The 21,243-nt window shown below is 71.4% G+C and carries 9 protein-coding genes and 1 pseudogene; 8 read left to right on the top strand and 2 right to left on the bottom strand.

Annotation, left to right across the window (positions count from 1 at the left end; genetic code table 11):
* Positions 1–93: 93 nt before the first annotated feature.
* From ACFCZF_RS30100 to fabD, 7 genes are read left to right on the top strand one after another with little or no spacing between them, the layout of a single operon-like run.
* Complete coding sequence (locus ACFCZF_RS30100; RefSeq protein ID WP_376674308.1) at positions 94–1,446, top strand: FkbM family methyltransferase; 1,353 nt, start codon at positions 94–96, stop codon at positions 1,444–1,446.
* 14 nt (positions 1,447–1,460) lie between these two features.
* Entirely contained in the window at positions 1,461–10,697 is a 9,237-nt protein-coding gene (locus tag ACFCZF_RS30095; protein ID WP_376674304.1) for an amino acid adenylation domain-containing protein, read from the top strand.
* Between the two features lie 53 nt (positions 10,698–10,750).
* The gene (locus ACFCZF_RS30090; RefSeq protein ID WP_376674303.1) at positions 10,751–11,005 is read left to right on the top strand and encodes an acyl carrier protein; all 255 of its coding nucleotides are present in this window, start codon (positions 10,751–10,753) and stop codon (positions 11,003–11,005) included.
* Position 11,006: 1 nt separating this feature from the next.
* A complete protein-coding gene (locus ACFCZF_RS30085; RefSeq protein WP_376674302.1) occupies positions 11,007–12,230 on the top strand; it encodes a beta-ketoacyl synthase N-terminal-like domain-containing protein in 1,224 nt (407 codons plus the stop codon).
* 20 nt (positions 12,231–12,250) lie between these two features.
* On the top strand, positions 12,251–13,525 hold the full coding sequence (locus tag ACFCZF_RS30080; RefSeq protein WP_376674301.1) for a hydroxymethylglutaryl-CoA synthase family protein: 1,275 nt from the start codon (positions 12,251–12,253) through the stop codon (positions 13,523–13,525).
* The gene (locus tag ACFCZF_RS30075) at positions 13,513–15,819 is read left to right on the top strand and encodes an enoyl-CoA hydratase/isomerase (protein ID WP_376674300.1); all 2,307 of its coding nucleotides are present in this window, start codon (positions 13,513–13,515) and stop codon (positions 15,817–15,819) included. Before ACFCZF_RS30080 ends, ACFCZF_RS30075 begins: the two co-directional genes overlap by 13 nt.
* 4 nt (positions 15,820–15,823) lie before the next feature.
* Positions 15,824–17,794, top strand: a complete 1,971-nt coding sequence (fabD, locus tag ACFCZF_RS30070; RefSeq protein ID WP_376674299.1) for an ACP S-malonyltransferase — start codon at positions 15,824–15,826, stop codon at positions 17,792–17,794.
* 81 nt (positions 17,795–17,875) lie between these two features.
* Here fabD and ACFCZF_RS30065 read toward each other — a convergent pair whose 3' ends face one another.
* Together ACFCZF_RS30065 and ACFCZF_RS30060 are read right to left on the bottom strand one after the other, a co-directional pair.
* On the bottom strand, positions 17,876–19,108 hold the full coding sequence (locus ACFCZF_RS30065) for a cytochrome P450 (RefSeq protein WP_375908783.1): 1,233 nt from the start codon (positions 19,106–19,108) through the stop codon (positions 17,876–17,878).
* A 525-nt stretch (positions 19,109–19,633) separates the two neighbouring features.
* Positions 19,634–20,461 carry a pentapeptide repeat-containing protein gene (locus tag ACFCZF_RS30060; protein WP_376674298.1) on the bottom strand — a complete coding sequence of 276 codons (828 nt, stop codon included), beginning with the start codon at positions 20,459–20,461 and terminating at the stop codon, positions 19,634–19,636.
* Between the two features lie 493 nt (positions 20,462–20,954).
* Here ACFCZF_RS30060 and ACFCZF_RS30055 point away from each other — a divergent pair.
* A pseudogene (locus ACFCZF_RS30055) lies at positions 20,955–21,243 on the top strand (ISL3 family transposase); the annotation flags it as partial.

The raw sequence follows: 21,243 nt of genomic DNA, 5'->3' as shown, positions 1-21,243 counted from the left end.
TCGCCCGAGACCGCGCCGGCCGTACGCGAACTCCTGCGCCTGGACCGCACCGAGCCGGAAGCGCTCGAACGGACCTACGAGCTGCCCAACGGCATGACGGTGTTCCAGCAGAACAGGAGCGAGACCGACTTCGTCTACGACGAGATCTTCACGCACCTCGAATACCTGCGGAACGGCATCACCATCGAGGACGGCGACACCATCCTCGACGTGGGCGCCAACATCGGCCTGTTCACGCTGTTCGCGGGCAGCCGCTGCCCCGGCGCCCGGATCCACGCCTTCGAGCCCATACCACCCGTCTTCGACTCGCTGCGGCGCAACGTCGCGCTGCACGGTCTGAACGCCAAGGTGCACGACTGCGGCCTCGCTGCCGAGGCCAAGCAGGAGACCTTCACCTTCTACCGCCACAACACCGTCATCTCCTCCAGCGTCACCACCGCCGAACAGGCCCACGACCTGGTGCGCTCCTACCTGCGCAACCAGGAGGAGCTGACCGGCGAGGGGGCGGACGCGGCCACCGCCGGGGACGACCTCGTCGACGCGGTCGTCGACGCCCGCCTCGACAGCGAGCAGTTCACCTGCCGTCTGCGGACCCTCTCGGAAGTCATCGCGGAGGAGTCCCTTGACCGGATCGACCTGCTGAAGGTCGACGTGGAGAACGCCGAGTACGAGGTGCTCAAGGGCATCCACTGGCGGGACTGGCCGAAGATCCGGCAGCTCGTCGTCGAACTCCACGACGTCGACGGACAGCTGGAGAAGGTCGTCACCCTCCTCAAGGCCCTCGGCTACGACGTCGTCTGCGAGCAGGACAACCGCCTGCTGCGCAACACCACCCTCTACAACGTCTACGCCCGCCGCGCCGACGACGACGGCGCCCCGCGGATCCCCGCGCCCGCCACGACCGCGGCGTCGCGCTGGTCCGGCCGGGCCGCCCTGCTCGCCGACGTGCGCGCCGCACTCGGCGCGGCGCTGCCCGAGTACATGATCCCGGCCGCGCACGTCCTCCTCGAAGAGCTGCCCCTGACCCAGAACGGCAAGCTCGACCAGCGGGCCCTGCCCGCACCCGAGGACCGGCAGCGGCCCGCCGGGCGTCGCGTCGCGCCCCGCACCGAGGCGGAGCGGACCGTCGCGGGCGTCTGGGCCGAACTGCTGCGCACCGACGCCGAAATCCTGGACGTCGACAGCGACTTCTTCGCCCTCGGCGGTAACTCGCTGCTCGTCACCCGCCTCGTCAACCGCCTCGCCCAGGCGACGGGCGCCGAACTCACCGTGCAGGCCGTCTTCGAGGGGCCCACGCTCACGGCGATGGCCGCCGAGCTGGAGCGGCGCGCGCCCGTGGCGCCGCAGGGCGGGGAACTCGACGTCGCCGCGATCCTGGAGAGCATCGACTTGATCGAGAACATGAGCGAAGAAGAGCTGGACGCCTGGGAAGGCCGGATCAAGTGACCACGACGCCGACGATGAGCACCCCGAACAACGGCACCTCCCTCGACCTGATCCGGAAGATCAAGTCGCTGCCCGCCAACAAGCAGCGCGCCCTCATCGCGATGCTGAAGAAGCAGGGCGTCGACCTGTCGGCCCTGGAGGCGATAGGCCCGCGCCCGCACACCGCGGACGAGCCGGTCCCGCTGTCCTTCGCCCAGCAGCGCCTGTGGTTCCTGGCCCAGCTGGAGGGCACCAGCGCCTACTACAACATCCCCATGGCGATGCGGCTGAGCGGTCCGCTCGACCGCCCCGCCCTGCTGCGCGCCCTGGAGACGATCGTCCAGCGCCACGAGGCGCTGCGGACCCGCTTCGTCGAACGGGACGGCGTGCCGTACCAGGAGATCGGCGACGGCCGGGACTTCACCGTCGGCGAGGAAGCGCTCACCGACCCCGCCGCGCTCCCTTCGATCTGCGAGCGCGAGGCCGTGGCGCCCTTCGACCTGGCCTGCGACTCGCTCATCCGCGTCCGCCTCCTGCGCGAGTCGGAGCGCGAGCACGTCCTGCTCGTCACCATGCACCACAGCGTTTCCGACGGCTGGTCGCTCGGCGTGTTCTTCCGCGAGATGGTCACCCTGTACGAGGCGTTCCACGCGGGCGAGCCGTCCCCGCTCGCGCCGCTGCCCATCCAGTACGCGGACTACTCGCACTGGCAGCGCCAGTGGCTCGTCGACGAGGTGCAGGACCGCCAGCTCGGCTACTGGACCCGCCGGCTCGAAGGCGTCGACCCGCGCCTGCCCCTGCCGGCCGACCGCACCCGCCCGGCGATCAAGACGTACGAGGGCGCGCACGAACGCTTCCACCTGCCCGGGGAACTACTGCGGCAGCTCAAGGCCCTCGCCGAGCAGCACGACGTCACGCTCTACATGACGCTGCTGTCCGTCTACGCCCTCCTGCTGCACCGCTACAGCGAGCAGACCGACATCCCCATCGGCACGCCCGTCGCGAACCGCCAGCGCATCGAGTCCGAAGGACTCATCGGCTTCTTCGCCAACACCCTGGTGATGCGCGCCGACCTGTCCGGCGACCCGTCCTTCACCGACCTGCTCGGCCGCGTCAAGGACGTGGCGCTCCAGGCGTTCAGCCATCAGGACGTGCCCTTTGAAGCGGTCGTCGACGCCCTGCAACTGGAGCGCAGCCTCAGCCACTCGCCGCTGTTCCAGGTCGCGTTCGTACTCCAGGAGGCGCACACCGACCGCGAGGTGCGCCTCGGGGACCTCGACGTCTCCCTCATCGAGTTCGACTTCGACATCACCAAGTTCGACGCGACGCTCGACCTGCGCGAGACCCCCGACGGGCTGATCGGCGCATTCGAGTACAACACCGGCCTCTTCGACCGCGAGACGGTCAAGCGCTTCGTCCGCCACTACACCGCGCTGCTCCACGCCGTCGTCGCCGCGCCGGGGAAGCGGCTCTCACGGCTCAGCACCCTCGACGCCGACGAGCGTCGCCAGGTGCTTACTGGGTGGAACGAGGTGCCCGAGGCCGCCCCGGTGGACCGGTGCCTGCACTCCTGGTTCGAGGAGGTCGCGGAGCGTTCCCCCGACTCGGTGGCGGTGGAGTTCGAGGATTGCTGTTTGTCGTACGGGGAGTTGAACGCGCGGGCGAACCGTCTGGCCCGGCATCTGCGTGGGCTGGGGGTGGGCCCGGATGTCCTGGTCGCGTTGTGTCTGCCGCGCAGCGAGCACCTCGTGGTGGCCGTTCTCGCGGTGCTCAAGGCGGGCGGCGCCTACGTGCCCGTGGACCCGGCTTCCCCGGCGGACCGGCTCGCGCACATCCTGACGGACAGCGCACCCCGCGTCCTGATCAAGGACGGCGCGCTGCCCGACGGCCTCGCCGTCCCGTCGGTCCCTGTCCTGGACGTGCGTGCTGATGCCGACCGGTGGGCGGGTCTGTCGGCGGACGACGTCACCGGCACGGGTGTGGGGCCGGCGCACGCCGCGTATGTGATCTATACGTCGGGTTCGACGGGTGTGCCGAAGGGTGTGGTGGTCGAGCACCGTAATGTGGTGCGGCTGTTCGCGTCGACGGAGGACTGGTTCCGTTTCGGTGAGCGTGACGTGTGGACTCTGTTCCATTCCTTTGCGTTCGATTTCTCGGTGTGGGAGATCTGGGGGGCGTTGCTGCACGGTGGCCGGCTGGTGGTCGTGCCGCAGGCGGTGACGCGTAGTCCGGAGGATTTCTACGGGCTGCTGTGTGAGGCGGGTGTGACGGTGCTCAATCAGACGCCCAGTGCCTTCCGGCAGCTGATTGCCGCGCAGGGCGAGGATCCGGAGCCGCACGCGGTGCGGGTCGTGGTCTTCGGCGGTGAGGCGCTGGAGGTCGCCTCGCTCAGGCCCTGGCTGCGCCGCCCGGTGAACAAGGGCACCCAGCTGGTCAACATGTACGGCATCACCGAGACCACCGTGCACGTGACGTATCACCCGCTCACCGACGCCGACCTGGACCGGCCCGTGAGCCCCATCGGCCGCCGCATCCCGGATCTGCGCACCTACGTCCTGGACCCGCACGGCCGGCCGGTACCGGTCGGTGTCGTGGGGGAGCTGTATGTCGGTGGTGAGGGTGTGGCCCGCGGCTATTTGAACCGGCCGGAGCTGACGGCCGAGCGGTTCCTGGACGATCCGTTCCGTGAGGAGCCGGGCGGGCGTATGTACCGCTCCGGTGACCTGGCCCGCTGGCTGCCCGACGGTTCCCTGGAGTACCTGGGCCGCAATGACGACCAGGTGAAGATCCGCGGCTTCCGTATCGAGCTGGGTGAGATCGAGGCCCGTCTCACCGAGCACCCCGCCGTCCAGGACGCCCGCGTCCTGGTGCGCGAGGACACGCCGGGCGACCGGCAGCTCGTCGCCTACACCGTCCTGCGCCCCGGCGCCGACGAGCCGGACCAGCGCGCCGAATTCGCTCGCCACCTGCGCCGGATCCTGCCCGACTACATGGTCCCCAGCGCCTTCGTGGCCCTGGAGCGACTGCCCATCACCGGCAACGGCAAGCTCGACCGCGAGGCCCTGCCCGCACCCGGCATCGAGGCCTTCGCGCAGCGCGCCTACGCGGCACCGAGCACCGTCACCGAGCGGACCCTCGCCGCGTCCTGGGCCGAACTCCTCGGCTTCGACGAGGACCGCATCAGCGCGCACGACAACTTCTTCGCGCTCGGCGGCCACTCCCTGCTCATCACCGTCCTCATCGCCCGCCTCAAGGAGCGCGGCCTCGACGTCGCCGTCCGCAGCGTCTTCAGCAGCCCCACGCTCGCCGACCTCGCCGCCGACATCGACCGCGCGGGCCCGGCCGCCACCGGCTACGCCGTACCCGCACCGGCGATACCGGAGGGCTGCGAGCGGATCACGCCCGAGATGCTGCCGCTGGTCCGCCTGGACCAGGCCGCCGTCGACGCCCTCACCGCCCGGGTGCCCGGCGGCGCCGCCAACGTGCAGGACGTCTACCCGCTCGTGCCCTCGCAGGAAGGGATCCTCTTCCATCACCTGATGGACCCCGCCAACGACCCGTACGTCATTCCCATCCTGCTCACCGCCCCCGACCAGGAGACGTGCGACACCTTCGTGGCGGCACTCCAGGCCGTGGTGGACCGGCACGACGTGATGCGCACGGCCGTCGTCACCGAAGGCCTCGGCGAACCCGTGCAGGTGGTCCTGCGCGACGTCCGCCTCGACGTGGAGCGGCGCACCCTCGACGCCGCCGACTCCGAAGCCGCCGAGGAGCGGGCCCGCGCCTGGCTCGCGGATCCGGGCACGATCGCGCTCGACCGGGCGCCGCTGCTGCGGCTCGCCGTCGCCGCCGACCCGCACTCCGCACGGCACTTCCTGCTCCTTCGCGTCCACCACCTCATCGAGGACGCGACCTCGCTGCGCCTCATCCTCGAAGAGCTCGCCGCGCACATGGCGGGCCGCGCCGACGAGCTGCCCCCGGCCCCCGCCTACCGGGACTTCGTCGGCCACACCCTGCACCAGCTCGCCGCGGGCGGCGCCGAGGCGTACTTCCGCCGCGAACTGGGCGACGTCACCGAACCCACCACGCCCTTCCAACTCGTCGACGTGCACGGCGACGGCAGCCGCGTGCGCGACCTGCGCCGCTCCCTTCCGCCCGCCCTCACGAGCCGCCTGCGCGAGCAGGCCCAGCGCCTGCGAATCAGCCCCGCCGCGCTCTTCCATGCCGCCTGGGCCCTGGTCACGGCGGCCACCGGCGGACGCGACGACGTGGTCTTCGGCACCGTCCTGTCCGGCCGCCTCCAAGGCGTGCCCGGCGTCGAGCGGATGCTCGGCAACTTCATCAACACCCTGCCCCTGCGGGTGCGCCTGGCCGACCGCACCGTCAAGGACCTGGTGTCCGCAGTGGACGCCTCCCTCAAGGAACTGATCGCCTACGAGCAGAGTGCGCTGACCCTGGCCCAGCGCTCAAGCGGCCTGGACGGCGACGCCACCCTGTTCAGCTCGATGATCAACTTCCGGTACTTCGAGCCCCGCCAGGGCGACCTGGGCCCGGCCACCCTTGAGGACCTCGGCATCCGCTGGCTGGGCTCCCTCGACCGCACCAACTACCCGGTGGGCGTGTCCGTCGACGACACCGGCACCGAACTCTCCCTCAACGCCCAGGTCGACGCCGCGCTCTCGCCCGACGCCGTCCTCGGCTATGTGGAAACCGCGGTGTCCGGCCTCGTCGACGCCCTGGCCGCCGACGACGGCGCCGGCACGCGGGCGCTCGACATCGACGTGCTTCCGGCTGCCGACCGCCACCGCCTGCTGACCGAGTGGAACGACACCGACAAGCCCTACCCGGACGACCACTGCCTCTTCGAACTCTTCGAGGAGCACGTCCGGCAGCGCCCCGACGCCATCGCCGTCGAACACGGCGAGCAGCGCCTCACCTACGCCGAGGCCAACGCCCGTGCCAACCGCGTCGCGCACTGGCTGCGCGAGCAGGGCGTCGGGCCCGACACCCTGGTCGGCCTGTGCGCCCGCCGCTCCCCGGAGCTCGTGACGGGCCTGCTCGGCATCCTCAAGGCGGGCGGCGCCTACGTGCCCATCGACCCGGACTACCCCCAGGAGCGCATCCGCACCCTGGTCGCCAACTCCGGCGTCGGCATCGTGCTGAGCCAGTCCCACCTGCCGTCCGGGCCGCTCGCCGGCGCGGACGGGGGCGAGCGCCTCCAGATTGTCCACCTCGACACCGGCGAACGCGCCGGGGACGGCACGCAGCTGCTCGCCGGCCGCCCCGAGCACGACCTGACGCGCGCCGAGCTCGGCCTCACCCCCGAGCACCTGGCGTACGCCATCTTCACCTCGGGCTCCACCGGCGTGCCCAAGGGCGTCCTCGTGGAACAGCGCGGCGTTGTCCGTCTGGTGCGCAACCCCGACTACTTTCCGACGGACCGCGACACCGTCGTGCTCCACCACTCCTCGATCTCGTTCGACGTCGGCTCCCAGGAGGTCCTCGGCCCGCTGCTGTGCGGCGGACGGCTCGTCCTGCACGACGGCGATTCCAAGGACGTCGGCGCGCTCCTGGACCGCGCCGAGCGCTCCGGCGTCACGATGATGGCCCTGTCCGCGGCCTTCCTGCCCGCGTTCGCCGAGGCCGCGCGGGGGCGGCGGCTGCCGCTGACGTACCTCGGCGTCGGCGGCGAGGCCTTCTCCGCCAAGGACGTGCGCCGCCTGTACGCGGCCCACCCCGGCCTGACCGTCGTCAACGCCTACGGGCCGACCGAGAACAGCATCGCCTCCACCTGCCACGTGATCCCCCGGGACATCCCCGAGGACGCGGTCATCCCCATCGGCAGGCCCATCGCCCAATCCACCGCCCACGTCCTCGACGCGCACCTGCGGCCCGTGCCGCAAGGCGTCGTCGGCGAGCTGTGCGTGGGCGGCGCGGGCGTCGGCCGCGGCTACCTCGGCAACCCCGAGCTGACGAAGGAACGCTTCGTCACCGATCCCTTCGCCACGAAGCCCGGCGCCCGCCTGTACCGCACCGGCGACCTGGTGCGCCGACTGCCCGAGGGAACCCTGGAGTTCGTCGGCCGCGTCGACGACCAGGTGAAGGTCCGCGGCTTCCGCGTCGAACTCGGCGAGATCGAGAACGCGCTGCACTCCCACCCCGCCGTGCACGGCGCCGTCGTCACCACCCAGGCCGACGGCGAGACGAAGAGGCTCGTCGCCTACGTAAGGCCCACGACCGGCTGGCTGGACGCCACCGCGCGCGAGCAGAACGCCGACCGCCTGGAGCAGTGGCAGGACCTCTTCGAGGACCAGTACGGCACCGACGCGGACGAGCGGACGAACTCCACGACGCCCGACCCCGTCACCTCCGGGGACGACCTCAATCTGGTCGGCTGGAACAGCAGCTACACCGGGGACGCCATACCCGAGCACGAGATGCGCGAGTGGATCGACGGCACCGTCCGCCGCATCGAGGAGCTGCGGCCCCGCAGGCTCCTGGAGGTCGGCTGCGGAACAGGGCTGCTCCTGTTCCGCTACGCCGGAGCCTGCGAAGCCGTCCACGCCGTCGACATCTCCGCGTCCGCCCTGGCCGGAGTGCGGCGCGGCGCCGAAAGGCGCGGCTGGTCGCACGTCACCCTCGCTCAGGGCGACGCCCGTTCCGTGACGCTGCCCGAAGGCGCCGACGGTACGGAGAAGTTCGACACCGTCGTCATCAACTCCGTGGCCCAGTACTTCCCGAACCGGCTCTACCTCGAAGAGGTCATCGAGCGGCTGCTGCCACTCGTCGCCGACGGCGGCCGGATCCTCGTCGGTGACGTCAGAAACCTCGACCTGCTCTCCGCGCACGTCACGGCCGTCGAGCGCAGCCGCCTGTCCGCCCGCGCCACCGTGACGGCCCTGGCCCGCCAGGTGCAGCGCCGCCGCCAGCAGGAGACCGAACTCCTCGTCAGCCCGAGCTACTTCGCCGCACTGCCCCGGCGGTTCGCGGACATCGGCTCCGTCGACATCGCCGTCAAGCGCGGCACCGGCGGCAACGAGATGCTCAGCTACCGCTACGACGTGGTCCTCACCAAGGGCCCGGCAGCCGCCCCCGACGCCGACCTGCCGTGGCTGACCGCCACCACGCCCGGCGAACTGCGCGCCCTGCTCGCCGACGGCGGCCGCCCGAGGTTCGGCGTCACGGGCCTCGACAACCCGCGCGTCGCCGACGACGTCCGGGCCGGCGAGAGCCTGCGCGGCACCACAGCGCGGCAGCACGTCGAGCCCCTGGGCGCGAGCCGCCTCACGGACGCCGCCGTCCAGCGGGTGCACGACCTGGAGGACGCCCTCGCGTACGCCGAGGAGCTCGGCTACGGCGTCGCCGTCACCTGGTCCCAGGACCGCCTCGACGGCCTCGACGTGCTCCTCGCCAAGGGAGAGCGGCCGACCGCGCGGGCCCGGAGCGCGTACGCCGCGACCCATCTGGCCAACGTGCCGCAGATCGCCACCACCGGCCAGGCCCTGACCCGCACCCTGAAGGACCACCTGACGGGCAGGGTCCCCGAGTACATGGTTCCCAGCGTCTTCGTCGCCCTCGAAGAGCTGCCGCTCACCCCCAACGGCAAGGTCGACAAGCGGGCCCTGCCGGCGCCCGACGAAGCCGACGTGCACAAGGAGGCCTACGTCGCGCCGCGCACCGCCACCGAGCGGACGCTGTGCCGCCTCGTCCAGGACGTCCTCGACCTCGACCGCGTCGGGCTCCAGGACGGATTCTTCGACCTCGGCGGGCACTCGCTGCTCGCCACCCGGCTCACCATCCGTGTCAAGCAGGAGACCGGCAAGGAGCTGCCGCTCCAGTCGATCCTCGCAGGCGCGACCCTCGGCGAGCTGGCCGCCGCGCTGGACGCCTCGCCCGGTGGCCCGGCCGACGAGAGTGCCCCGCTGACACCCGTCACCGGGCCCGGCGACGAGAGCCCGCTCTCCTGCCAGCAGAGCGCACTGTGGTTCCTCGATCCGCACGAGCACCTCGGCTCGGCGTACGACAACGTGCAGATGGCCTACCGCGTCATCGGCCCCCTCGACCGGCAGGCCTACGCGCGCGCCTTCGAAGCGCTCGTGGCCCGGCACGCCGTGCTCCGCACCAGCTACCTGCGGCGCGGCGACACCTACGTCCAGCAGGTGAACGACGCCACCGGCTTCGCCGTCGCCTTCGAGGACGTCGCGGGCGACAGCGCGGTCACCGAGTTCCTCCGCGCCGAGCGGCCCCGGCCGTTCTGGCCCGAGGACCGGCACATGCTGCGCGTCCACATCCTGACGCTCACGCCGTTTGAACACGTCGCCGTCGTGACCCGGCCCTGGGGCATCTTCGACGGCTGGTCGACCGGCGTGTTCATCGCCGAACTCAACGCCCTGTACCAGTCGCTGAGCCGCGGCGAGGGGCCGTCGCTTCCCGAACTACCCGTCCAGTACGCGGACTTCGCACTCTGGCAGCACCGGGGCTTCGACGCCGGGGCCCGCGCACGGCAGGTGGAGTACTGGCGCTCCCAGCTCGCGGGCCTGCCGGCCCGCACCGCGCTGCGCACCGACTACCGGCGGCCCGGGACCAAGTCGTACCAGGGCTCCTCGGTCGAGGTGAACGTTCCCGCCGCGGTGCTCGACCAGCTCAAGCGGGTCAGCAAGGAGCGCGGCGGCACGCTCTATCTGACGCTCCTGTCGGCATTCGCGACGCTGCTCGGTGCCCGTACCGACGACCGGGAGCTCGCCATCGGCTCGCCGGTGACCAACCGGCCCCGCCCCGAGCTGGAGCGCCTCGTCGGTTACTTCATCAACGTCCTGGTCATACGCCTCGACGTGCGGCCCGAGCAGGCCTTCGACGAACTCCTCGCACAGGCCCAGCAGGTGACCGCGGCCGCCCACGAGCACAAGGACGTCCCGTTCGCCGACCTCGTCACGGCCCTGGCGCCCGAGCGCGACCCGGCGCACTCGCCGCTGTTCCAGGTCATGTTCAACCTGGTGCCCGTCGCCGAAGCCGCGCCGGCGGATCCCGGAGGCCTCGGCTTCGTGCCCCTGCCCACCGACAGCGGCACGGCGAAGTTCGACCTCAACCTCGTCGTCCGCGAGACCCCCGAAGGGCTGCGCGGCTACCTGGAGTACAGCACCGACCTGTACGCCAGGAACACGGCCCGAGAGCTCGCCGCCGGCTACGAGAGGCTGCTGCTCAAGATCGTCACACAGCCCGGCGCGAGCCTCGCCCGGCTGCGCGAGGCGGCGGCGGACGGCGGTGCCGGATGAGCACCACCCCCACCCCCACCGCCTGTCCCACCCCAACCAGCGAAAGCGCGCACATGACCAAGGAAAAGACCTTCACCCTGATCGTCGACGCCGTTCGCGAGATCCTCCCGGAACTCGCCGACCACGACTTCAGCGAGACCGACAGCCTGGACGCGCTCGGCGCCAACTCCATGGACCGCGCGGAGATCGTCATGACCGTCCTGGAGGAGATGGACCTCGACATCCCCCTGGTCGACACCCACGGGCCGCGGAACCTGGGCGAGCTCGCCCAGCACCTCAGCGACACGGCAGCGGTCAAGGCCGGGTGACGTGAGCGACTCCGCAGGGCTCGTCGTTACCGGCATCGGCGTCACCACCGCCGTGGGCCGGGGCAAGGCCGACTTCACCCGGGCGCTGTTCGCCGGGGAGCACCGGTTCGCCGTCATGGGCCGGCCAGGGCGGCAGTCCGGCACCCGCTTCGTAGGCGCCGAACTGCCCGCCCCGGTCCCGGCCACCCGGCTCGGCGCCCGCGAGCTGCGCACCGCCTCCCTCACCGGACAGGTCGCCCTGGCCACCCTCGAAGAGGCGTGGACCGAGGCAGGCCTCGACGGCTACGACGCCGACCGGATCGGCCTCGTCATCGGCGGCAGCAACCTCCAGCAGCGCGAGCTCGTCCGGGCCCACGACCGGCACCGGGCCAAGCCGCACTTCCTGCGGCCCAGCTACGGCCTGTCGTTCCTGGACACCGACCTGTGTGGCCTGTGCACGAGCGCCTTCGGGATCCGCGGCTTCGCCCACACCGTGGGGGGCGCCTCGGCCAGCGGGCAGCTCGCCGTCATCGAGGCGGCCGAGGCCGTCGCCGCGGGGCGCGTCGACGTGTGCGTGGCCCTGGGCGCGCTCGCCGACCTGTCGTACTGGGAGCTGCTCGGCCTGCGCGCCATGGGCGCCATGGCGGGCGAGGACCACGCCGACGCGCCCGCCGAGGCCTGCCGCCCCTTCGACACGGGACGGTCCGGCTTCGTCTACGGCGAGGCCTGCGCCGCCCTGGTCATCGAGCGCCGGGGAGCCCGCCCGGCCGCCCCCGCCCCCTACGCGCGGCTCAGCGGCTGGTCCGTGCGCCTGGACGGCAACCGCGATCCCAACCCGTCCCTGGCGGGCGAGACCGCGGCGATCCGCCAGGCCCTGGACCGCGCCGGGCTCACCGCACGGGACATCGACTACGTCAACCCGCACGGCACCGCGTCCCCCACGGGCGACGGGACCGAAGTGGCGGCGCTCAAGGCCTGCGGCCTCACCCACGCCGCGGTCAACGCCACCAAGTCGATCACCGGCCACGGTCTGACGGCCGCCGGAGCCGTCGAGGCGGCCGCCTCCCTGCTGCAGATGCGGCACGGGCGGCTGCACCCCACGCGCAACCTCACCGCACCCGTCGACGACGCCCCGCGCTGGGTGCGCGGGCAGGCCGTCGACGCCGACATCCAGCACTGCCTGAGCCTGAGCATGGGCTTCGGCGGCATCAACACCGCACTGTGCCTGAGCGCGTGCGCCGCATAGAGAGCAGAACAGCGAACCCCATGTCCCGCGTCGGAATCGAAGCGATGAACGTGTTCGGCGGCTCGGCCGTGCTCGACGTCATGCAGTTGGCGCGGCACCGCGAGCTCGACCTCGCGCGCCTGAACAACCTCCTGATGAAGGAGAAGACGGTCGCGCTGCCCTTCGAGGACCCGGTCACATTCGGGGCCAACGCGGCCCGGCCGCTCCTCGACCGCATGAGCGAGGAGGAGAAAAGCCGCATCGAACTCCTCATCACCTGCACCGAGTCGGGCTTCGACTTCTCCAAGTCGGCGAGCACGTATCTGCACGACCAGCTGGGCCTGAGCCGCAACTGCCGCATGTTCGAGCTCAAGCAGGCCTGCTACGCGGGCACCGCCGGACTCCAGATGGCCTGCAACCTCATCCTCTCCGGCACCTCGCCGGGCGCCAAGGCCCTGGTGATCGCCACCGACATCTCGCGCTACATCCTGGAGGACGGCGACGAGGTGGCCGCGCAGGACTGGGCGTACGCCGAACCCAGCGGCGGGGCGGGCGCCGTCGCCCTGCTCGTCAGCGACGCCCCGCACGTCTTCCAGCTCGACGTCGGCGCCAGCGGCACCTACGGCTACGAGGTGATGGACACCTGCCGCCCCGCCCCGGACAGCGAGGCCGGCGACGTCGACCTGTCCCTGATGTCGTACCTGGACTGCTGCGAACAGGCCTACCGCGCCTACGAGGCCAAGGTGGAGGGCGCGAACTACCGCGACACCTTCCAGTACCTCGCCTTCCACACCCCCTTCGGAGGCATGGTCAAGGGCGCCCACCGCACCATGATGCGCAAGGTCGCCAAGGCCAAGGGCGCCGAGATCGCCGAGGACTTCGAGCGCCGCGTCGCGCCGGGCCTCGGCTACTGTGGGCGCGTCGGCAACATCATGGGCGCGACGGTCTTCCTCTCCCTCGCCGGCACCATCTGCAACGGCGCCTACCCCGGCCCGCGGCGCATCGGACTCTTCTCGTACGGATCGGGCTGCTGCTCGGAGTTCTACAGCGGCGTCGTCACCCCGGACGGCGCGCGGCGGCTGCGGGCCATGGGCATCGAGGACCACCTCGACGCCCGCCACCAGCTCTCCCTCGACGAGTACGACGAGCTCCTGCGGGAGAGCGCGTTCGTCCGCGTCGGCACCCGCGACACCGTCGTGAACCAGGACTTCGTCGCCCGGACCGCCCAGGGCGCCGCGGGCGCCGCGGGCGCCTCTCCGCGCCTCGTCCTGCGCGCGATCAAGGAGTTCCACCGGGAGTACGCATGGATCGACTGACCTACTCCACCCTGCGCGTGCGCGAACAGGGCAGCGTCCTCTTCGCCCGGATCCACCGGCCCGACGCGGACAACGCCATCAACGCCACGCTCGTCCACGAACTCGACGACGTCCTCACGCGCGCCGCCCGCGCAGAGCACACCACCGTCGTCGTGCTCGAAGGCCTGCCCGAGGTGTTCTGCTTCGGCGCCGACTTCGGCGTGATCAGCGACGCGGCGCGCACCGGCCAGGACACGGCCTTCGATCCCGAGCCGATGTTCGAACTCTTCCGGCGCATGGCGTACGCCGACGTGCTCACGGTCGCGCACGTGCGGGGCAAGGCCAACGCGGGCGGCGTCGGCCTGGTGGCCGCGTGCGACGTGGTGATCGCCGACGAGGGCGCGACCTTCAGCCTCTCCGAGCTGCTCTTCGGCCTGGTCCCGGCCGTCGTGCTGCCCTATCTGATCCGCAGGACCGGCTTCCAGCGCGCCCACTACCTCGCCGCCACCACCCAGACCATCGACGCCCGGCAGGCCCACGAGTGGGGGCTCGTCGACGCACTCGGCACCCCCAGCGAAGCCCTCCTGAAGCGTCACCTCCAGCGTCTCGGCCGGCTCTCGAAGAAGGGCGTCGCGCGCTACAAGGCGTACCTGCGCGAGCTGTCCCCGCTCACCGAGCACACCAAGGACGTCGCCCTCGCCACCAACCGCCGCGTCTTCGGCGACCCCGACAACATACGGGCCATCCGGCGCTATGCCGAGGAGGGCGTCTTCCCCTGGGAGACCGCGACGCGGGACTCCACCACCGCTCCGCCCTCGCAGCCGTCACCGACCCCGCCCCCGCAGCAGTCCCCGAGCGAGACCACCGTGGAACCACAGCACCAGCGGCCCGCCGCCCCGCCGCGGCCGCCCGCCCTGTCGCCCCGAGCCCTCGGCAGCCCGCACTTCCGCGCGGCCCACGGCGTCGACTACGCCTACGCCGCCGGAGCGATGTACAAGGGCATCGCCTCCGTCGACCTGGTCGTCGCGCTCGGCAACGCGGGCATGCTCGGCTTCTTCGGCACCGGCGGGCTCCCCCTCGACGAGATCGACGACGCGATCACCCGCATCAGGAAGGAACTCGACCCCGGCCGCGCCTTCGGCATGAACCTCCTGAACAGCCCGGACGACCCGGACCTGGAGGACCGCACCGTCGAGCTGTACCTGCGCCACGGCGTGCGCTCCGTCGAGGCGTCCGCCTATCTGCGGCCCACGCTGCCGCTCGTCCACTACCGTCTCGCGGGCCTGCGCACCGACGCCGAGGGACGGCTCCGCCAGGACCACCACATCGTCGCCAAGGTGTCGCGCACCGAGGTCGCCGAGCACTTCCTGCGCCCCGCCCCGGAACCCCTGGTCCGCCGCCTGCTCGACGACGGCCTGATCACCCCCGAACAGGCCGAACTGGGCGCCCGCCTCCCGCTGGCGCAGGACCTGTGCGTCGAGGCGGACTCCGCGGGCCACACCGACGGCGGCAACGCCTACGTCCTCATGCCCGCCATGCGCGCCCTGCGCGATCGCGTGACGCGCGAGCAGAGCTACGCCGAGGAGAACAGCGCGCGCGTCGGCGCCGCGGGCGGCATCGGCACCCCCGAGGCCGCCCTCGCCGCCCTGACCCTGGGCGCCGACTTCCTCGTGACCGGCTCCATCAACCAGTGCACCGTGGAGGCCGGGACCAGCGACGCGGTCAAGGACCTGCTCCAGGGCCTTGGCGTGCACGACACCGAGTACGCGCCCGCGGGCGACATGTTCGAGGTCGGCGCCCGCGTCCAAGCCGTCAGGAAGAGCACCTTCTTCCCCGCCCGCGCCCAGAAGCTGTACGAGCTCTACCTGCGGCACGACTCCCTCGACGACCTCGACGCACGCACCCGGGCCACCCTGGAGAACAAGTACTTCAAGCGGTCCCTCGACGACGTGTGGGAGGAGACCCGCGCCCACCTGGCACGGCGCTCCCCGGCCCGGCTCGCGGAGGTCGAGCGCAGCCCCAAGCAGAAGATGGCCCACGTCTTCCGCTGGTACTTCGTGCACTCCACACGCCTCGCGCTGCGCGGCGCGGAGCCGCGCGTCGACCACCAGATCCACTGCGGCCCCGCCCTCGGCGCGTTCAACACCTGGGTGCGTGGCACCGAGCTGGAGCCCTGGCGCGGCCGCAGGGTCGACGTCATCGCCGAGCGGCTGCTGTGGGAGACCGCGGCCCTGCTCTCCGAGCGCCTGGCCGCCTACGGCGCCCTGGCCGCGGGCGGCACCCCGCCCTCCTCCGACACCACGACGGCTGAGTGATCACATGACTTCCGTGTACGTATTCCCCGGGCAGGGCTCCCAGCGCAAGGGCATGGGCAAGGAGCTGTTCGAGAAGTACCCCGACCTGGTGGCCCGCGCGGACCGGCTGCTCGGCTATTCACTGCGCGACCTGTGCCTCGACGACCCCGAGCGGGTCCTCAACCGCACCGAGTACACCCAGCCGGCCCTCTACGCCGTCAGTGCCCTGCAGTACCTCGACCACGTCGACTCCGGCGGCGCCCCGCCCGCCGTCGTTGCCGGGCACAGCCTGGGGGAGTACAGCGCCCTGTTCGCCGCGGGCGCCTTCGACTTCGTCACCGGGCTCGACCTCGTGCGCAAGCGCGGCGAGCTGATGAGCCGCGCTCCCAAGGGCGCGATGGCCGCCGTCGTCAACCTCGACCAGGAGCGCGTCGCGGAGATCCTGGCCGCGCTGCCGTACTCCGGCATCGACATCGCCAACATCAACTCCCGCAGCCAGTGCATCCTCTCCGGCGTCTACGACGAGATCTACGCGCCCGCCGTCCGCGCGGCGTACACCGAGGCGGGAGCGAGGTTCATCCCCCTCAACGTGAGCGCGGCCTTCCACTCGCGTTGCATGGCCGACGTCCAGGAAGAGTTCGCCCGCCACCTGGCGGGCGTCGCGTTCCGCCCGCTGCGAATCCCCGTGATCGCCAACTGCACGGCACGCCCGTACCCCACGACCGGATACACCGACCTGCTCGTGCGGCAGATCTCGAGCCCCGTGCGCTGGTACGAGTCCCTCTCCCGGCTGCTGGCGAGCGGCCACGACGACTTCCGTGAGATCGGCCCCGGGGACGTCCTGACCAAGCTCACCGCCAAGATCCGTGAGGAGCCACTGGCCGTGGCGGAGCCTCCGGGCCCCTCGGAGCCTCCGGCCCCCTCGGAGCCCGTCGACCCGCCGCATCCGGCCGCCCCCACGGGACCGCCGCGCCCAGCCCCGCACCGGACCCTGCGGCGCCCCGAGATCGTCTTCATGTACGGCGGCCAGGGCACGCAGTACTACCGCATGGGGCAGGAGCTGTACGACACCCACCCCGCGTTCCGCGAGGCCATGGACCGCTGCAGCGCCCAGTACGAGGCGGCGCAGGGCACGTCCCTGGTCGCCGCGATGCACGACGGCACCCGGCGCGGCCAGGACTTCGACGACATCCTGCACACGCACGCGGCGCTCTACAGCGTCGGCTGGAGCCTGACCGAGGCCCTGCGCGCGGAGGGCTTCCGGCCCGACGCGGTCCTCGGCCACAGCCTCGGCGAGTACGTCGCGGCCACCGTCGCCGGGGCGATGTCCTTCGAGGACGGCCTCGACCTCGTGATGAAGCAGGCCCACCTCCTCGAACTGCGCTGCCGCCCCGGCGGCATGCTCAGCGTCCTCGCCCCGCCCTCCCTGTACCAGCGGCGCCGTGATCTGTTCGCCGGACTCGCCCTGGCGGGCGTCAACTTCAGCGGCGATGCCACCGGCAACTTCGTCGTGAGCGGTGAGGCCGAGCGGGTCACCGAGGCCCGAGCCGCGCTCGACCGGGAAGGGATGGTCGCCGTCCGGCTGCCGGTGCGCCACGGCTTCCACTCCGGCCTCGTCGACGACATCCGGCACGAGTGCCGGAGCCTGGGGCGCGCGGTCACGGTGAGCTCGCCCGACCTGCCGGTGTATTCGTGCGCGTACGCGGCAGAGCTGGACGCCGCGGCGCTGACCGGCTGGGACGACTACGCGTGGGACGTCGTCCGGGGCCGCGTGCGCTTCGACGAGCTCATGGCCACCGCGTTCCGTGACCCGGCACGCCACTACTTCGTCGACCTGAGCGCCAGCGGCTCGTTCGTCAACTTCCTCAAGCACGGCTACGGCCCCGGCTACCGGGGCGCGTTCGCGATCAACCAGTTCGGCAACAACGCGGCGTCGATGCGCCGGCTGCGCGAGGGCCTGGAGGAGGTCACCGGGAGGGCGCCTGCCCTGGCCTGACCCCGGCGGGAAGGGCTCGGGGCCCACCGTGCCGCGGTGGGCCCTGGCGCCTATCAGGCAGGCGTGTCGGCGTCGGGCCGGTCAGCCGGCCGAGACCGGCAGCGAGGCCACGCCGCGCACGTTGATACGGCCGTTCCACGTCACGTCACCGGCCAGGGCGAGGTCCGGGAACCGCTTCAGCATCCGCTCGAAGGTGATGCTCGCCTCCAGACGGGCCAGGGCCGCGCCGAGGCAGTGGTGCGAGCCGGAGCCGAACGCCAGGTGGGCGCGGGCTCCTTCGCGGTCCAGGCGCAGCGTGTCCGCGTCCTCGCCCCAGCGTGCGGCGTCGCGGTTCGCGGAGGCGAGAGCGGCGACCACCATCGCGCCCGGCGGGATCTCCACGCCGCTGAACACCGTCGGCTCCAGGGTGATGCGACGGCTCGACTGCAACGGGCTGTCGTAGCGCAACAGTTCGTCCACCGCGTTGGGCATGAGATCCGGGTCCGTACGCAGCGCGGCGAGCTGCTCGGGGTGGCGCAGCAGCGCGAGAGTGCCGTTGGCGAGCAGGTTCACGGTCGTCTCGTGGCCCGCGATGTAGAGCAGCTCTATCTGCGCGACCAGTTCGTCGTCGCTCAGCTTGTCGCCGTCCTCCTCGGCCTCGATGAGGGCGGTCATGAGGTCGTCGGCGGGGTTGCGCCGCTTCCAGGCGATCATCTCGGCGGTGAGGGCGGCCAGTTCGGCGTCCGCGTTCTCGATCTCCTGCATGACGGCGGGGTCGGCGACGGGCTCCAGGGAGCGGACGAGCGTGTCGCTCAGCTCCCGGATCCGCTCGTGGTCGGTGGGCGGGGCGCCCAGCATGTCCGCGATCACCGTGAACGGCAGCGGCGACGCGAGCGCGGGCACCAGGTCCGCGCCGCCCTCTTCGGCGATCCGGTCGAGCATGCCGTCGACGAGCTCGCCGATGCGCGGCGCGAGCGCCTGGATCGACTTCGGCGTGAACGCCTGTTGCACCAGGCGCCGCAGCCGGGTGTGGTCCGGGGCGTCGCGGTCGCTCATCGAGAAGCCGTCGATGAGCGGCGTCTTGCGCGACTCGTCCTTCTGACGCAGGCTCTCCAACCCGCTGGAGTCGACATTACGCAATTCGACCGACGCGCCCGAGCGCAGCAGGTCGAACACGTCCTCGTACCGGGTGACCACCCAGAACCCCAAGGGGTGCGGATAGACCGGGGCGGTTTCGCGGAGCGTCGCGTACTGCGGATACGGATTGTCGGTGAATCCCTCGGCGAAGGGGTTGAACAGCGGTATCTGTTCCTGAGGGAGAACGCCCCCGGTCATCTCGTGCTCCTTGCAGTGGCACCGGTTGGAGTGGCCCTGGCGCTGGGTCCCGATGGAACCACCGCCTCTGCCATCGGCCCCGGCTGGATAAGAGTTCGCAGATCACAGTAGTGCGGCCGGGGGCACCAGCGGCACCGGTCGGACGAGGACGGAAAAAGCAGAGTACCCGGCGGGGACAGACAGCTGAGGCGGCTTGCGAGTCAAGCTGCCGTGGCGAGTTCGACGGAGAAGGGATGGTGCCCTCATCGAACGATGTGTGGCTCTGAGGCTGTAGTGGAGGTGTCGGTAGCGAGACTCGGCACCGAGCGAGGTGGCGATCGCAGACCGGTGGCCCGATCCGTGACCGCTCCTTCGAGTTCCGCATGAAGCACTACAAGATCCCCCGCGACCGGCGACAGCGCGGCACCCGCCCCCACTACGCCGCCGAGGCCGTCGTCCTCATGCGCGACCTCGCCCTCGCCACGTGACCGGACCGGCTCCAGAGCCTGCCCCGACCGGCCTGGACACAGCCTTCTGCAACACGCCTCAGGCGGCCCAGTGCGACGGGCGCTCCAAGGGGCGGGGGACCTTCGTGCGGGCGTCGCCGCGCGCGGCGTTCAGCTGAGGCTGGGTGAGGAACAGCGCGCCGCGCAGGTCTGCCCCGCACAGGTTGGTGTCCCTCATGTCCGCGCCGATCAGGTCGGCGTCGCGCAGGTCGGCGTCGGACAGGTCGGCCGCGATGAGGAGAGCGCCGCGCATGCTGGAGCCGCGCAGCTTCGCGCCGCGAAGCTGTGAGCCGATGAGGTTGGCGCCCCGGTGGTTCTTCTTGCGCCCCGGGACCGCCGCGCGGGCCAGTTCGCTGGCGCGCAGGAGCAGCGGGTTCACTTCGCCGCGCAGCGCGTCCACGTCGACAGCGAGCAAGGTCTGGGCCGTGTCCCGGGTGAGCGCGTCGATCTGTTCGTACGCGCGGCGGAGATCCCGGTGGGCGGGCCGGGCCGAGGGCAGGTCCAACGCCTGCGCGGTGTACTTCAGGAGCTCCTGGAGTTGGCGCACGACGGGGAAGACCTCATACATCGCGCGGGCCGAGTCCGGCTCCTCGCGCCAGCTGACACCCTCGAAGGTGACCTGGGAGACCTTCTGGCCCGCGCCGAAGCAGTCGAACACCGTGCAGCCGCTGTAGCCCTTGTCGCGCAGCCGCTCGTGGATTCCGCAGCGGAAGTCCTCCTGAAGGTTTCCGCAGGGTGTGCCGGCGGACTTGTTCACCGGGAAGTCCGACGAACGTGAGAAGGGCAGCGCCACGCAGCACAGACCGAAGCAGCTGCCGCAGTCGGCTTGCAGGTCGGGGTGGGCGGCGTGCGGGGTGCGCTCGGACAAGACGGTGACTCCTGGTTCGGCGTGCGGCGAGGGCGGCGTGGGCGTGGCCCCACGCCTCCATTGTCCCTCGTCAGCAGATTTTGCTCGTATGCGGATCCCGACAGGCGGTCTGTGGATGGCGAAAACGAGAAGAGGTGGCCGCTGACCTGGGGAAGCACCTCGTGGGTGAGATTTCCCACGGCCCGGCGACGCTGTTCGCCGCGTTCGACGACCGGACCGGATCGCACTGCCGAGCTGGTCCTGTCCCCGAGTGGTGGACACCTCCGAGCCCGGGCTGCAACGGCCGCTCAGTTCCGGCTCTTCGGCACTTTCCGTGAAGTGGACGATCTTGGGGTAGCCCTTCCCGGTGGGGGATCATGGTTCTGGTCTGCTGAAAGTTCTCTTCCCGCACCTGGCACAGGTGGTGATCAACAGCGTTGCCCGGGTTGGGAAGTCCATACGGATCGCCGCCAGATGCACTGCGCCCACTGCGCGGTGTTCGGGATGCGGCACCGTGTCGGCGCGCGTCCACAGCCGGTACGGCCGAAGGCTCGCCGACACCGCGGTGTCCGGACAGGAGACAGCGATCGACCTCGAGGTCCGGCGGTTCTTCTGCGACAACGCCGGCTGCGCCAAGAAGACCTTCGCCGAGCAGGTCGACCAGCTCACCTTCCGCTACGGCAGACGAACTCTGACGCTCCAACGCGCCTTGCGGCAGGTTGCGTTGGCGCTGGGTGGACAGGCTGGTGAACGCCTTGCCGAGCACTTGGCCGTCCCCGTGAGTGGGCCCACGTTGCTGCGGC

The organism is Streptomyces sp. NPDC056296 (assembly GCF_042268605.1).
Lineage (GTDB): Bacteria > Actinomycetota > Actinomycetes > Streptomycetales > Streptomycetaceae > Streptomyces.
The sequence above is the reverse complement of the archived record's forward strand: the minus strand, read 5'-3'. Positions and strand labels throughout refer to the sequence as shown.